General features: G+C 72.6%; 15 protein-coding genes and 1 rRNA gene. All 16 read left to right on the top strand.

All coding sequences use genetic code 11. The annotated features are described in order from the left end of the window. The first annotated feature begins 241 nt into the window (after positions 1 to 241). Positions 242 to 2077 (top strand): translation initiation factor IF-2, encoded by a 1836-nt coding sequence (infB, locus tag A6V29_RS02875; RefSeq protein WP_249932963.1) that lies wholly within the window; start codon positions 242 to 244, stop codon positions 2075 to 2077. A gap of 131 nt (positions 2078 to 2208) precedes the next feature. Continuing rightward, complete coding sequence (locus A6V29_RS02870) at positions 2209 to 2505, top strand: DUF503 domain-containing protein (protein WP_137158891.1); 297 nt, start codon at positions 2209 to 2211, stop codon at positions 2503 to 2505. Positions 2506 to 2542: 37 nt separating this feature from the next. After that, a complete protein-coding gene (gene rbfA / locus A6V29_RS02865) occupies positions 2543 to 3070 on the top strand; it encodes a 30S ribosome-binding factor RbfA (RefSeq protein ID WP_137158890.1) in 528 nt (175 codons plus the stop codon). Continuing rightward, on the top strand, positions 3067 to 3312 hold the full coding sequence (locus A6V29_RS02860) for a hypothetical protein (protein ID WP_137158889.1): 246 nt from the start codon (positions 3067 to 3069) through the stop codon (positions 3310 to 3312). The genes rbfA and A6V29_RS02860 overlap by 4 nt, the downstream gene beginning before the upstream one ends. A 3-nt stretch (positions 3313 to 3315) precedes the next feature. After that, positions 3316 to 4335: a DHH family phosphoesterase gene (locus A6V29_RS02855; protein WP_137158888.1), complete on the top strand. Its 1020-nt coding sequence runs from the start codon at positions 3316 to 3318 to the stop codon at positions 4333 to 4335. Next, positions 4332 to 5672: an MATE family efflux transporter gene (locus A6V29_RS02850; protein ID WP_249932961.1), complete on the top strand. Its 1341-nt coding sequence runs from the start codon at positions 4332 to 4334 to the stop codon at positions 5670 to 5672. The genes A6V29_RS02855 and A6V29_RS02850 overlap by 4 nt, the downstream gene beginning before the upstream one ends. Further along, on the top strand, positions 5669 to 6586 hold the full coding sequence (truB, locus tag A6V29_RS02845; protein ID WP_137158887.1) for a tRNA pseudouridine(55) synthase TruB: 918 nt from the start codon (positions 5669 to 5671) through the stop codon (positions 6584 to 6586). The genes A6V29_RS02850 and truB overlap by 4 nt, the downstream gene beginning before the upstream one ends. 39 nt (positions 6587 to 6625) lie before the next feature. Then, positions 6626 to 6949: an antibiotic biosynthesis monooxygenase family protein gene (locus tag A6V29_RS02840; RefSeq protein WP_137158886.1), complete on the top strand. Its 324-nt coding sequence runs from the start codon at positions 6626 to 6628 to the stop codon at positions 6947 to 6949. A 77-nt stretch (positions 6950 to 7026) separates the two neighbouring features. Further along, the gene (locus A6V29_RS02835; protein WP_137158885.1) at positions 7027 to 8166 is read left to right on the top strand and encodes a branched-chain amino acid aminotransferase; all 1140 of its coding nucleotides are present in this window, start codon (positions 7027 to 7029) and stop codon (positions 8164 to 8166) included. 25 nt (positions 8167 to 8191) lie between these two features. Continuing rightward, positions 8192 to 9145: a bifunctional riboflavin kinase/FAD synthetase gene (locus A6V29_RS02830; RefSeq protein ID WP_137158884.1), complete on the top strand. Its 954-nt coding sequence runs from the start codon at positions 8192 to 8194 to the stop codon at positions 9143 to 9145. A gap of 69 nt (positions 9146 to 9214) precedes the next feature. Further along, positions 9215 to 9508: a 30S ribosomal protein S15 gene (gene rpsO, locus A6V29_RS02825; protein ID WP_502700058.1), complete on the top strand. Its 294-nt coding sequence runs from the start codon at positions 9215 to 9217 to the stop codon at positions 9506 to 9508. 294 nt (positions 9509 to 9802) lie between these two features. Then, positions 9803 to 12061, top strand: coding sequence for a polyribonucleotide nucleotidyltransferase (locus A6V29_RS02820; protein WP_170977664.1), 2259 nt, complete (start codon positions 9803 to 9805; stop codon positions 12059 to 12061). 11 nt (positions 12062 to 12072) lie between these two features. Next, the gene (locus A6V29_RS02815) at positions 12073 to 13419 is read left to right on the top strand and encodes a M16 family metallopeptidase (protein ID WP_249932960.1); all 1347 of its coding nucleotides are present in this window, start codon (positions 12073 to 12075) and stop codon (positions 13417 to 13419) included. Between the two features lie 64 nt (positions 13420 to 13483). Then, complete coding sequence (locus tag A6V29_RS02810; protein WP_137158881.1) at positions 13484 to 13855, top strand: VanZ family protein; 372 nt, start codon at positions 13484 to 13486, stop codon at positions 13853 to 13855. Positions 13856 to 13903: 48 nt separating this feature from the next. Beyond that, complete coding sequence (dapB, locus tag A6V29_RS02805; RefSeq protein WP_137158880.1) at positions 13904 to 14698, top strand: 4-hydroxy-tetrahydrodipicolinate reductase; 795 nt, start codon at positions 13904 to 13906, stop codon at positions 14696 to 14698. A 380-nt stretch (positions 14699 to 15078) separates the two neighbouring features. Further along, positions 15079 to 15183, top strand: a 16S ribosomal RNA gene (locus tag A6V29_RS02800); the annotation flags it as partial.

Here is a 15183-nt window from a genome sequence, read left to right as displayed (position 1 = left end):
GCGTCGCTCGGGCGGTCCCGGCGGCGGCGGTCGGCCCGGTGGTCCCGGCGGCGGCGGTGGTTTCCGTCCCGGCGGCGGGGGTCCCGCCCCGGCCGGTGGCGGTTTCCGTGGTGGCGGCGGCCGCGGCCGTGGTCGTGGTGGCACAGGTGCCGCCACGGCCGGTGCGTTCGGTCGCCCCGGCGGTCGCGGTCCTGTCCGTGGCCGCAAGAGCAAGAAGCAGCGGCGTCAGGAATTCGACTCGATGGCCGCGCCGTCGATGGGCGGCGTCAGCCTGCCCCGCGGCAACGGGCAGACCGTCCGGCTGCCTCGTGGCGCCTCGCTGACCGACCTGGCCGAGCGGATCAACGCCGAGCCCGCCGCGCTGGTCACCGCCCTGTTCCACCTGGGCGAGATGATCACCGCGACGCAGTCGGTCAACGACGACACGCTGCAGCTGCTCGGGGCCGAGATCGGCTGGAACATCCAGGTGGTCAGCCCCGAGGACGAGGACCGCGAGCTCCTCGAGACCTTCGACCTCACCTTCGGTGACGAGGAGGGCGACGAGGACGACTGGAGCCCCCGGCCGCCGGTGGTCACGGTCATGGGTCACGTCGACCACGGGAAGACCAAGCTGCTGGACGCCCTGCGGGACGCGAACGTCGTGTCGCGCGAGGCCGGCGGCATCACCCAGCACATCGGCGCCTACCAGATCGTCACCGAGCTGGAGGGCAACGAGCGTCCGGTCACCTTCATCGACACCCCGGGTCACGAGTCGTTCACCGCGATGCGTGCCCGTGGGGCGAAGGTCACCGACATCGTCATCCTGGTCGTGGCGGCCGACGACGGCGTCATGCCGCAGACGGTCGAGGCGCTCAACCACGCCCAGGCCGCCGACGTGCCGATCGTGGTCGCGGTCAACAAGATCGACAAGGACACGGCCAACCCGGCCAAGATCCGTCAGCAGCTCACCGAGTACGGGCTGGTGGCCGAGGAGTACGGCGGCGACACGATGTTCGTCGACGTCTCCGCGACCACCCGCCAGGGCCTCGACGAGCTGCTGACCGCGGTCCTGCTGACCGCCGACGCCTCGCTGGACCTGCGCGCCAACACCGAGCAGGACCCGCAGGGTGTCGTCATCGACGCCAAGCTGGACAAGGGCCGCGGCCCCGTGGCCACGGTGCTCGTCCAGCGCGGCACGCTGCGCCAGGGCGACTCGATCGTGGCCGGCGACGCCTACGGCCGTGTCCGCTCGCTGCTCGACGAGCACGGGAACAAGCTGAAGGAGGCCCTGCCGGCCCGCCCCGTGCAGGTCGTGGGTCTCACCTCGGTGCCCCGCGCCGGCGACACCTTCCTGGTCGTCGAGGAGGACCGGGTGGCCCGGCAGATCGCCGACCGCCGCCAGGCCCGCATCCGCAGCGCGCAGAACGCTTCCATGCGCAAGCGGATCAGCCTCGAGGACCTCGACGCCGCGCTCAAGGAGACCCGTCAGCTCAACCTGATCATCAAGGGCGACAACTCGGGCACCGTCGAGGCGCTCGAAGAGGCGCTCATGAAGATCGAGCTGCCCGACGAGATCGCGCTGCGGGTCATCCACCGCGGGGTGGGTGGCATCACCAAGAGCGACATCGACCTGGCGCTGGCCGACGACGTCATCGTCATCGGCTTCAACGTCCGGGCCGAGGGCCAGGCGACCGAGCTGGCCACCCGCGAGGGTGTGGACGTCCGGTACTACACGGTTCTCTACCAGGCCATCGACGAGATGGAAGCCGCCCTCAAGGGGATGCTCAAGCCGGAGTACGAGGAGGTCCAGCTCGGGACCGCGGAGGTCCGCGAGGTCTTCCGGGTGCCGAAGATCGGCAACGTCGCGGGTTCGATCGTCCGCACCGGCACGATCAACCGGAACTCCAAGGCCCGGCTGCTCCGCGACGGCGCGATCGTCGCGGACAACCTGACCGTCGAGTCGCTGCGCCGGTTCAAGGACGACGTGACCGAGGTCCGCGAGGGCTACGAGTGCGGTATCGGGCTGGGGTCGTACAACGACATCAAGGTCGACGACGTCATCCAGACCTTCGAGATGCGCGAGATCCCGCGCACCTGAGGCCGGGCGGGGACCCTCGATGATCAGGTGACCTGATCATCGAGGGTCCTCCCTCGCCGTCGACGGTGAGGGAGGACGCTGCGCGGTGGGGGAGGACGCCGAGGCCGCGACGGGATCGGGAACGGAGGCGCGTGTTCACCGGGACTCTCACCGCCGACCTGCTGCTGGGCGACGTCCACTCGCTCAAGGGCAAGCGCGCCGTCGTCCGGCCGATCGTGGCCGAGCTGCGGCGGCGCTTCGCCGTGGCCGCCGCCGAGGTCGGCGACCAGGACCTGCACCGCCGCGTGCAGGTCGGCGTCGCCACGGTCGCCGGTGAACCCGGTCAGGTGATCGACGTCCTGGATGCCTGCGAACGGTTGCTGGCCGAGCGACCGGAGGTGACGCTGCTGTCGACGCACCGGCAGCTGCACTCCGACGGAGACGACTAAGAGGACCCGTCCTTCTCACGAACACTGGAGGTGCGACATGGCCGATCCGGCTCGCGCACGCAAGCTGGCGGTGCGCATCCGTCAGATCGTCTCCGCCGCGATCGAGACCCAGATCAAGGACCCGCGGCTGGGCATGGTCACCGTCACCGACGCCCGGGTCGCCAGCGACCTGCGTGAGGCGACGATCTTCTACACCGTCTACGGCGACGAGACGCAGGTCGCCGACTCGGCCGCCGCGCTCGCGAGCGCCACCGGCGTGCTGCGCTCCACCGTGGGCAAGCAGACCGGCATCAAGTTCGTGCCGACGCTGACCTTCGTCGCCGACATCGTCCCCGACACCGCCCGCGAGCTGGAGGAGGCGTTGGAGCGGGCCCGCCACGCCGACGCCGAACTGGCCCGGGCCCGGGAAGGCGCCCAGTACGCGGGCGAGCCCGACCCCTACCGGAAGCCGGCGGAGCCGGAGTCGGACGAGGACGACGACGATCTCGCCGCGGACCACCCGGTCGGGCACGACACTGCCGATGACAGTGCCGAGGACCCCTCCCGCAGTAGGAGCGCGCTGTGAGCGAGAACGACCCCGACCCGCACCGGCCCGACGAGGGCCAGGGCGTGTCCGAGCTGGGCGGCCGCGAGATGCCCGTCGCGGGCGACCCGACCGACGGTGGCCGCCGCGGGCAGGTGGGCGACGCGGACAGCATCACCACCGACGAACCCGACGACGGCGGTCCCGGCTACCCCGTGGGCGGCGGCCGGGTCGGCGTGGAGGACGACGCCCCACCCGTCGCCGATCCGGGAGCGGGTGGCTGACCGATGGCCGTGCCGTCCACCGCCGCCGCCACCAGGCGGATCGCCGCGGCGTCCCGCACCGTGGCCGGGGTCCTCTCCGAGGCCGCCGAGGCGCGGGCCACCGTGGTCCTCTCCGGCCACGTCAACCCGGACGCCGACGCTCTCGGCAGCACGCTCGCCCTCGCCGAGGGCCTCCGCCGTCGCGGCGCCCTCGTCCTGCCCACCTTCCCCGGGACGTCCGCCCTGCCGGCCTCGCTGGGCTGGTTGCCGGGCGCCGAAGGGTTCGTCCCGTCCAGCGCGCTCCCGTCGTCCCCGGACGTCTTCGTGAGCCTCGACGCCGCCTCGCCCGGCCGCCTCGGCGAGCTGGCCGGGTTGCTGGACACGGCGGGCACCTCGATCGTCGTCGACCACCACGCCAGCAACCCGGGCTTCGGCGAGCTCCGCCTCGTCGACCCCGGCGCGCCGGCCACCGTGGCCCTCGTCGCCGACCTCCTCGACGACCTCGGCGTGGCCATCGACCGCCGGCTCGCCACCTGCCTGTACGCCGGACTCGCCGCCGACACCGGCTCCTTCAGGTTCGGCAACACCCGGCCGAGCACGCACGAGCTGGCCGCCCGGCTGCTGGCCACCGGCATCGACCACGCCGCGATCAGCCGCCGGCTGTTCGACACCGCCCCGTTCGGCTGGCTCGGCCTGTTGTCGGTGGTGACCGGACGCGCGGTCCTCGAGCCGGACGTGGGCGCCGGGCTGGTCTGGACCTGGTCCAGCAGCGCGGAGGCCGCCGAGCACGGGCTGCCCGCCGAGCAGCTGGAGGCGCTGGTCGACGTCATCCGCGCCGCGGAGGAAGCCGACGTCGCGTGCGTGCTCAAGGGTCAGGACGACGGCTCGTGGTCGGTCTCCCTGCGCTCCCGCGGTGGTACCGACGTCGCCCGCATCGCGTCCGGGCTCGGCGGCGGTGGGCACACACTCGCCGCCGGCTACAGCTCCTACCTGGACCGCGAGAAGACGATCGAGGCCCTCCGCCAGGCGCTCGCCGAGGCGTGACCCGGCCCGGCGAGACGGCCGACGCGGGGTCCACCACCCCGCGTCCGCCGTCCGTGCTCTCCCTGGCGCTGCCCGCCCTCGTGGTGCTGGCGGCCGAGCCGCTGTACCTGCTCGTCGACACCGCCGTCGTCGGCAACCTCGGCACGGTGGCGCTGGGTGGGCTGGCCGTCGGCGGTGGCCTGCTGGCCTGGTCCGCGGCGCTGCTCAACTTCCTGGCCTACGGCACCACCGCCCGAGCCGCGCGCCGCGCCGGCGCGGGCGACCGAGCCGGCGCCGTCGCCGAGGGCGTGCAGGCGACCTGGCTGGCCTGCGCCCTGGGCCTGCTCGTCCTGCTGTTCTTCCAGGTGGGCGCCGGCCCGCTCACCCGCCTGCTGGCAGGTGGCGACGGTCCCGTGGCGCAGGCGGGGGAGGACTGGCTGCGCGTCGCCTCCTTCGGCGCACCGCTGCTGCTGATCTCGCTGGCCGGCAACGGCTGGCTGCGCGGCGTGCAGGAGCTGCGCCGGCCGGTCCGCTTCGTGCTGGCCGGGAGCCTCGTCAGCCTGGTCCTGTGCCCGGTGCTCGTGCACCCGGTCGGCTGGGGCCTGGTGGGTTCCGCCGTCGCGAACGTGATCGGGCAGACGGTCACCGCCCTGCTCTTCCTCCGGGCGCTGGCCGCGGAGCGCGCGGAGTGGCGGCCTCGGCCGGCCGCCGTCGTCGCGCAGGTGGTCATCGGCCGGGACCTGCTGCTGCGGGCCGCCGTCCTGCAGTTGTCGTTCCTGGTCGCCGCCGGCGTCGCCGCGCGTGCCGGCGCCGCCCAGCTGGGTGCGCACCAGATCGCGCTGCAGCTCTTCTTCTTCCTCGCGCTGGTCCTCGACGCGTACGCCATCGCCGCGCAGACGCTGGTCGGCCACGCGCTGGGCGCCGAGCGTCGCGCCGAGGCCCGGGCCACCGCCCGCCGGGTGACGCTCTGGGGGTTGGCCACCGGCCTGGGCGTGGCGGCGACGCTGCTCGCGCTGCGCGGCGTCGTGCCGCCGCTGTTCACCGACGACCCCGCCGTCGTCGACCAGGCCCAGCTGGTCTGGTGGTTCCTGGCCGCGATGCAGCCGCTGGCCGGCGTGGTGTTCGCGCTGGACGGCGTCCTGATGGGCGCCGGCGACGTCGCGTACCTGCGCACGCTCACGATCGGCTCGGCGATCGTCGGCTTCCTGCCGCTGTCCCTGCTGTCCGGACCGCTGGACTGGGGCCTGGCCGGGATCTGGACCGGGTTGTGCCTGTTCATCGGCCTGCGGCTGGTGGGGGTGCTCGTCCGGGTGGCCGGTGACCGGTGGCTGAGCGCGCCTGCGAGGGTGACGGTGTGAGCCCCCGACGCCCCGACGCCGACGTCCCCCCGGGTCTCCTGCTCGTCGACAAGGCTGGGGGGATGACCTCGCACGACGTCGTCGCCCGCGCGCGACGGGCGCTGTCGGTGCGCAAGGTCGGGCACGCCGGCACGCTCGACCCGATGGCGACCGGGCTGCTGGTCCTCGGCGTCGGCGCGGCCACCCGGCTGCTCGGGCACGTGGGCGGGCACGACAAGACCTACGAGGCGACGGTCCGGCTCGGCCAGGCCACGGTCACCGACGACCGCGAGGGGGAGCTGCTCACCTCGGCCTCGACCGCCGGTCTGGACGACGACGCGGTCCGGGCGGCCCTGGGCGCGCAGACCGGCCCGCTGCAGCAGGTGCCGTCGTCGGTGAGCGCCGTGAAGGTGGCCGGCCGCCGGTCCTACGACCGCGTGCGGGCTGGCGAGGAGGTGGAGCTCGCGCCGCGCGCGGTCACCGTGCACCGCCTGGACGTGGACCGGGTCAGCCGCCCGGAGCCCGACCTCGTCGACGTGGAGATCACCGTGGTGTGCAGCGCCGGCACCTACATCCGTGCCATCGCCCGGGACGCCGGCGCGGCGCTGGGGGTCGGCGGGCACCTGACCGCGCTGCGGCGGACCGCGTCCGGGCCGTTCGCGATCGGCGCGGCCGCGCCCGTGGACGAGGCGGCGGCCGCGCTGGTGGCCGGAGGCGGCACCGGGTTTCTCCCGCTGGCCGACGCCGCCCGGCTGGTCTTCCCGGAGCGGGTCCTCACCCCGGACGAGGCGACGGCGGTGGGCTACGGGCAGCGGATCGCCGCGACCGGCGCACCCGGCCTCCACGCGGCGATCGAGCCCGAGGGCCGGCTGGCGGCGCTGATCGAGGACGCCGGCGGTACCGCCCGCGTGGCGGTCGGCTTCCCACCGGGCTGACGGGGTTCAGCTCGTCGCCCTCCGGGAAGATGGGTGCCCATGAGCGTCGTGAAGATCAACGCGATCACCGTTCCGAAGGACAAGCAGGAGCGCTTCGAGGAGCGTTTCCGGGGGCGCGCCGGAGCCGTCGAGAGGACGCCGGGCTTCGAGTGGTTCGAGCTGCTGCGGCCGCTGGAGGGCACCGACCAGTACCTCGTCTACACCCGGTGGAGCAGCCACGAGGCCTACGAGGCGTGGCAGTCCGGCCAGGACTTCGACCGCGCCCACGACGGCGGTGGCGACACGCTGGCCCCGGCGGCGGCCAACTCCTCCCACTTGTGGTCCTACGAGGTGATCGAGAGCGCGGCACCCGACCGGCCGTGATCGGCGGACTAGTGTGACGGCACCGGCGCTGCCCGCGCGGCGCCGGTGCCGTTCCGTCGCACTCGCAGGTGGGAGCCATGACCGACACGCTCAGCGACAGCCGTACCGCCTCGTGGATGTTCACCGAGGGTGTGCCGGTGGTCGTGGAGGACGTGCGCCGTCGCACCCCCACCGAGCGCGCCGAGCTGCTCGCGGACCCGGGCTTCGGCCGCTACTTCACCGACAGCATGTTCGTGGCGCGCTACCGCGTGGGCGAGGGCTGGTACGACGCCCGGCTGACCACGTACGGGCCGCTGCAGGTGGACCCGGCGACGGCGGCGCTGCACTACGCGCAGTCGATCTTCGAGGGGCTCAAGGCCTACGCGCAGCCCGACGGCACCGTCGCGACGTTCCGGCCCGAGGCCAACGCGGCGCGCTTCGCCCGCGGCGCGCGGCGGCTGGCGATGCCCCCGGTGCCCGAGGAGTCGTTCCTGACCGCCGTCGACGCGCTCGTCGACACCGACCGCGACTGGGTGCCCACGGGGCCCGACCAGACCCTGTACCTGCGGCCCTACATGCTGGCCAGCGAGCCGTTCCTCGGGGTGCGCCCCGCACACGAGTACCTGTTCATCGTCATCGCCAGCCCGGCCGGCGCGTACTTCCCCCGCGGCGTGCAACCGGTGTCGGTCTACCTGTGCGAGGACTACATCCGCGCCGCTCCCGGCGGCACGGGCGACGTGAAGTGCGCCGGCAACTACGCCGCGAGCCTGCTGGCCCAGGAACAGGCCATCGAGGCCGGCTGCGACCAGGTCGTGTGGCTCGACGCCGTCGAGAAGCGCTACGTCGAGGAGATGGGCGGGATGAACCTGTTCTTCGTCCTCGGCTCCGGTGACGACGCCGAACTCGTCACTCCGGAGCTCACCGGCACCCTGCTGCCCGGCATCACCCGCGACTCGCTCATCACGCTGGCCCGCGAGATGGGGCACACGGTCACCGAGCGCAAGTGGACCGTCGACGAGTGGCGCCAGGGCGTCGCCGACGGCACCGTCACCGAGACCTTCGCCTGCGGCACCGCCGCCGTCATCACGCCGGTCGGCGAGGTGAAGGCGCGCACCGGGGACTTCACCGTCGGCGACGGCACCCCCGGCCCGCTGACCATGCGGCTGCGCGAGGCACTGCTCGACATCCAGCACGGGCGGGTGGCCGACTCGCACGGCTGGCTGCACCGCGTCGGCTGAGCAGCGGACGACAGGGACGTATCGCGTGCAGCGCTGGCGAGGCCTGGAGGCCACCCCGGCAGATCTCGGCCGCACGGTGGTCACCATCGGCATGTACGACGGCGTCCACCGCGGGCACCAGTCGCTGATCGGGACGGCGGTGGCCCGCGCGCAGGCGATGCGCCGCCCGTGCCTCCTGCTCACGTTCGACCCGCACCCGGCCGAGGTCGTGCGGCCCGGTTCCCACCCCGCGATCCTCACCGCCCTGGACCGCAAGGCCGAGCTGGTCGCCGAGCTCGGCGTCGACGCCATGTGCGTGCTGCCGTTCACCCCCGAGTTCATGCGGCTGCCACCGGAGACCTTCACCCACACGGTGCTGGTCGAGCACCTGCACGCCGCCCAGGTCGTGGTGGGGGAGAACTTCACCTACGGCCACAAGGCCGCCGGCACTGTCGACACCCTCACCGCCGAGGGCCGGCGGTTCGGTTTCGCCGTCGAGGGGATCCCGCTGGCGAACGTCGACGACGACGAGGTGACGATCTCCTCCACCTACATCCGGGCGTGCGTCGCGGCCGGGGACATGGCCTCGGCCGCCCGGGCGCTGGGGCGCCCGCACCGCGTCGACGGCGTGGTGGTGCGCGGCGACCGCCGGGGCCGCGACCTCGGCTACCCGACCGCGAACGTCGAGAGCCCGCCGTTCACCGCGATCCCGGCCGACGGCGTCTACGCCGGCCACCTGGTGATCCGCGACCCGCGCGGCGGGACCGCGCGCGAGCGGCTGCCCGCGGCGATCTCGGTCGGCAGCAACCCCACCTTCCAGGGCAGCCGCCGCACCGTGGAGGCCTACGTCCTCGACTACGCGGGCGACCTGTACGGCGAGCACGTCGGTGTGGAGTTCGCCGAGCGACTGCGTCCGATGGCGGCGTTCCCCGACGTCGACGCGCTCCTGGAGGCCATGGCCCAGGACGTCGCCGACACCCGCCGGATCCTGGGCATGTAGCCTCGTGGGGTCGTCGGTCCGCCGACGATGTGTGACACCTGCCCCCGTGAGTCAGACCGGGGGCCACACGTGACCCGCCCCGGAGGCGATCCCATGGCGCTGGAGAGCGCGACGAAGAAGCAGATCATGGCCGAGTACGGCACGGTCGAGAACGACACGGGTTCGCCCGAGGTCCAGGTCGCGATGCTGAGCAAGCGCATCACCGATCTCACCGAGCACCTCAAGCAGCACAAGCACGACCACCACAGCCGTCGTGGCCTGCTCCTGCTGGTCGGCCGGCGCCGCCGGCTGCTGAACTACCTGGCGAAGACCGACATCAACCGCTACCGGTCGCTGATCGAGCGGCTCGGTCTGCGCCGCTGAGCGACAGGGGACCGCCCCGGAGGAATCCGGGACGGTCCCCTTCCTCGTGCGGCACCCGCCGCACGGGGAAACCGGCCAGCCGCCGGACGCGCCCCAGACGGGCCGGTCCTCGGTAGTGGCCCTCGGGCACACCCTCCGCGAGGAGTGGGTTCCCCCCGAGCGGGGAAGCGATCCCGAGGGCTTCGATCGAGTACCGGTCGCCCCGGACGCAGGACGGCACCCAGTCAGGGACTGGCCGTCGGAGGAGTCGCAGGTCGGCACGAGGCCGATGCGACGAAGAAGAGAGAAGGACACGTGTCCGCACCCACCATCACCGCAGAGTTCGACGCCGAGGACGGCGTCACCACCGCCACCGCGGTCATCGACAACGGCAGCTTCGGCAGCCGGTCGGTCACCTTCGAGACCGGCCGGCTCGCTCGCCAGGCCGCCGGCTCCGTCGTCGTCACCATGGGCGACACCATGCTGCTCTCGGCCACCACGGCCGGCCGTCAGCCGAAGGAGCAGTTCGACTTCTTCCCGCTGACCGTCGACGTCGAGGAGCGCATGTACGCCGTCGGGCGCATCCCCGGTTCGTTCTTCCGTCGCGAGGGCCGCCCGTCCGAGGACGCGATCCTCACCTGCCGCCTGATCGACCGCCCGCTGCGCCCGACCTTCGCCAAGGGCCTGCGCAACGAGGTCCAGGTCGTCATCACCGTCATGGCGCTCGACCCGCAGCACCTCTACGACGTGGTCGCCATCAACGCCGCCTCGGCGTCCACCCAGCTCTCCGGGCTGCCGTTCTCCGGCCCGATCGGCGCCACCCGCGTCGCGCTGATCAACGGCCAGTGGGTCGGCTTCCCGACCCACACCGAGCTCGAGGACGCCGTCTTCGACATGGTCGTGGCCGGCCGCGTCCTCCCGGATGGCGACGTCGCGATCATGATGGTCGAGGCCGAGGCCACCGAGAAGACCGTCGAGCTCGTCGCCGGTGGCGCCACCGCCCCGACCGAGGAGGTCGTGGCCCAGGGCCTCGAGGCCGCCAAGCCGTTCATCAAGGCGCTGTGCGACGCCCAGTCCGCGCTGGCCGAGAAGGCCGCCAAGCCGGTCCAGGAGTTCCCCCGCTTCCTGGACTACCAGGACGACGTCTACGCCGCCGTCGAGGCCGAGGTCGGCGACCGGCTCGCCCAGGCGCAGCAGATCGCCGGCAAGGCCGAGCGCGAGGACGCCACCGACGCGCTCAAGGACGAGATCAAGGCCGCGCTGGCCGGGCGCTTCGAGGGCCGGGAGAAGGAGATCTCCGGTGCCTTCCGGGCGCTGACCAAGCAGGTCGTCCGCCAGCGCATCCTGCGCGACAAGGTCCGCATCGACGGCCGCGGCGTCACCGACATCCGGCCGCTGTCGGCCGAGGTGGAGGTCGTCCCGCGGGTGCACGGCTCGGCCCTGTTCGAGCGCGGCGAGACCCAGATCCTCGGCGTCACCACGCTGAACATGCTCCGCATGGAGCAGCAGCTGGACACCCTCTCGCCGGTGACCCGCAAGCGCTACATGCACAACTACAACTTCCCGCCGTACTCCACCGGTGAGACCGGCCGCGTGGGCTCGCCCAAGCGGCGCGAGATCGGCCACGGCGCGCTCGCCGAGCGGGCACTCGTGCCCGTGCTGCCCGACCGCGAGGAGTTCCCCTACGCGATCCGGCAGGTCTCCGAGGCGCTGGGCTCCAACGGCTCCACCTCGATGGGTTCGGTCTGCGCCTCGACGCTGGCCCTGCTCAACGCCGGTGTGCCGCTGAAGGCGCCGGTCGCCGGCATCGCCATGGGCCTGGTCTCCGACGAGGTCGACGGCAAGACCGAGTACGTGGCGCTGACCGACATCCTCGGTGCCGAGGACGCGTTCGGTGACATGGACTTCAAGGTCGCCGGCACCCGTGACTTCGTGACGGCGCTGCAGCTGGACACCAAGCTCGACGGCATCCCGTCCGACGTCCTGGCCGGTGCGCTGACCCAGGCCCGCGCGGCCCGGCTGCACATCCTCGACGTGATGAACGAGGCCATCGACGCCCCCGACGAGATGAGCCCCTACGCCCCGCGGGTCACCACGGTGCGCATCCCGGTCGACAAGATCGGCGCGGTCATCGGGCCCAAGGGCCAGATGATCAACGCGATCCAGGACGAGACCGGCGCCGACATCACGATCGAGGACGACGGCACGATCTACGTCGGAGCCTCCGACGGCCCGTCGGCCCAGGCCGCCGTGGACCGGATCAACGCGATCGCCAACCCGACGCTGCCCAAGGTCGGCGAGCGCTTCCTCGGCACCGTCGTCAAGACCACGCCGTTCGGTGCGTTCGTCTCGCTGCTGCCCGGCCGCGACGGCCTGGTGCACATCAGCAAGCTCGGTGGCGGCAAGCGCATCGGCAAGGTCGAGGACGTGGCCAACGTCGGCGACAAGATGCAGGTGGAGATCACCGACATCGACGCCCGCGGCAAGATCAGCCTCGTTCCGGTCGCCGAGGGCGACGCCGGCTCGGCCGCGCCGGCCGAGGCTCCGGCCGACGCCACCGCTGCGAGTGAGTGATCCTGACTGATGTGATCGGGGCCGGGGCGGGTGCGGATGCACCCGCCCCGGCGCCCGTCGGGGTGACCGAGCTGCTCGATCTCGACGAGGTCGGTGGCCGGGTGGAGCGCACGACGTTGCCCGGAGGCCTGCGGGTCCTGACCGAGACGATGCCCGGCGTCCTCTCGGCCACGCTGGGCATCTGGGTCGGCGTCGGCTCGCGCGACGAGACGCCGTCGGTGGCAGGGTCGTCGCACTTCCTCGAGCACTTGCTGTTCAAGGGGACGACGTCGCGCAGCGCGCTGGAGATCGCCACCGCGATGGACGCCGTCGGCGGGGAGATGAACGCGTTCACCGCCAAGGAGCACACCTGCTACTACGCGAACGTGCTCGCCAGTGACCTCCCGCTGGCGGTGTCGCTGCTGGCCGACCTGGTCACCGACGCGACCAACACCGCAGCCGATCTCGACTCCGAGCGCACGGTGGTGCTCGAGGAGATCGCCATGCGCGACGACGAGCCCGCCGACGCCGTCCACGACCTGTTCGCCGAGACCCTGTTCGGGGACACCCCGCTGGGGCGCTCGGTGCTGGGCACCGTCGAGTCGATCGAGGGCCTGACCCGGGACGACGTCGACGGCTGGTACCGGAGCCGCTACGCCGCCCCGTCGATGGTGGTGACGGCGGCCGGCCGGGTCGACCACCAGCAGGTGCTCGACCTGGTGACCGCCGCGTTCGGGGACCGGCTGGCCGGGGACGGGACGCCCGCGCCGCTGCGGCTGGGTGAGCCCGGTCCGGAGCGGCCCGCCCGCTCGACCGGCCTCATCGCGCGGCGCACGGAGCAGACCCACCTCCTCCTCGGCGCGCCGGCGATGGGGCGGCTGGACGAGCGCCGCTACGCCGCCGCCGTCCTCGACACCGCCGTCGGTGGTGGGATGAGCTCCCGGCTGTTCCAGGAGATCCGCGAGAAGCGCGGCCTGGTCTACAGCGTCGGGTCCTCGCTCGCGCACTACGCGGGCACGGGCACCTTCTCGGTCTACGCGGGCTGCTCCAAGAAGCGGGTGCCCGAGGTGCTGCGGCTGATCCGCGAGGAACTGGCCGGGGTGGCGGCCGACGGGCTCGCGCCCGAGGAGGTGGCCCGGGCGCGGGGGCAGCTCAAGGGCGGCATGGTGCTGGGCCTGGAGGACACCGGCTCCCGGATGAGCCGGCTGGGCAAGAGCGAGCTCTCCTACGGAGAGTACCTGCCCGTGCGCGAGGTGCTCGACCGGCTCGACGCCGTGGACGAGGACGAGGTGAGCGCGGTGGCCGCCGAGGTCTTCGGCCGGCCGACCTGCCTGGCCGTCGTCGGTCCCTACCGCGAGTCGGACCTCGACTCCCTCTGAGCAAGGACCTCCCTGCCCCCCAACGTTCGCAGGCTCACGTCGGGCCCCTGCAGGAAGGCCGAAGATGACACAGCACGGGGGCCTCGCCGTCCACAGCGCTCTGGCTCGGGGCGTCTTCAGCGTCGCGGTCCTGGTGTCCCTGGCGGTGCTCTTCGCGCCCGCGTCGGACGTCCCCTCCGGGTTCGACGGTGCGGACAAGGTCGTGCACCTGCTGCTCTTCGGCGTCCTGGCCTCCACCGGCCGCTGGGCGGGCATCTCCGCGAAGGTGCTGGCGCCGCTGCTGATCGGCTACGCGGCGGTCAGCGAGGTGGTGCAGGGCCTGGAGGTGCTCGGGCGCAGCACGTCGGTCGGCGACCTGGTCGCCGACGTGCTCGGCGTCCTCGTCGGCCTGGTCGTGTGGGAGGCGGCCCGACGCCGCGCCACGACCGGGTCGTGAGGCAGGGGGCTCCCTTGCGGTTCGGCGACGGTCCGGGAGACTGACCGCGTGACCACCTCCGCGACCGACCAGCAGTCCGCCACGTCCGGCGACGTCCCGCTCATCAACGTGGGCGTGCTCGGAGCCCGCGGGCGCATGGGCACCGAGGTGGTCAAGGCGGTCAACGCCGCCGAGGACCTCGAACTCGTCGCCATGGTCGACGAGGGCGACTGGTTGTTCGGCCTCGCCGACGCCGGGACCCAGGTGGTCGTCGACTTCACCCGGCCCGACGTGGTCATGGACAACATCAGGTTCTGCATCGACAACAACATCCACTGCGTGGTGGGGACGACGGGCTTCGACGAGGCCCGCCTCGAGACCATCCGGGAGTGGCTGGCGCCGAAGCCCGAGCTCGGCGTGGTGATCGCCCCGAACTTCGGCGTCGGTGCGCTCCTGCTGATGAAGTTCGCGCAGGAGGCGGCGCGGTTCTTCCCGTCCGTGGAGGTGGTGGAGCTGCACCACCCGAACAAGGTCGACGCCCCGTCCGGGACGGCCGTCCGCACGGCGCGGCTGATCGCCGAGGCCCGCACCCGCGCCGGCATGGACCCGGTGCCGGACGCCACGACCGACGCGCTGCCCGGTGCGCGAGGCGCGGACGTCGAGGGCGTGGCGGTGCACGCGGTCCGGCTGGCTGGCCTGGTCGCCCACCAGGAGGTCCTCATGGGTGCGCAGGGGGAGACCCTGACCCTGCGCCACGACTCCTACGACCGGGCCTCCTTCATGCCGGGGGTGCTGCTGGCGGTCCGGGAGATCGGCCGGCGTCCTGGCCTCACCGTGGGCATCGAGGGGTTCCTCGGCCTCTGAGGCGGGAATGCCCGCCACCTGCGGGCCGTTGACCCACAGGCATGCGTCGGGAGACGCAGGCCACTGCGACGCCCCTTGCGAGGCGGGGTCGGAGATCGTGTACAGTCTTCTCTGCGCCGCGCGGCCCCGAGGGGCCGCCGGACCGAGACCCGCCACTGGCGAGGACATCGGAAACCGGCGTAGTGTTGGACATCCAGCCGCGAGTGAAGCCCGGGAGGGTGGAGTTCGTGCGCGTCCGCTCTTTGAGAACTCAACAGCGTGCCGAAAGTCAGTGCCAAGTAATTCCCCGTGTCGTGGGTCTTCGGATCTGCGGCTGGGATTCCTTTGGTTGATTGATATCGAGAGTGCTAGCTCTCGGTTCTCAGCTGGTATCGAATTCATCTACGGAGAGTTTGATCCTGGCTCAGGACGAACGCTGGCGGCGTGCTTAACACATGCAAGTCGAACGGTGAACCTGCTTCGGCGGGGGATCAGTGGCGAACGGG

It is taken from the genome of Blastococcus sp. CCUG 61487 (assembly GCF_005222955.1).
Classification (GTDB): domain Bacteria; phylum Actinomycetota; class Actinomycetes; order Mycobacteriales; family Geodermatophilaceae; genus Blastococcus.
This window is presented reverse-complemented; position numbering and strand designations above follow the sequence as displayed.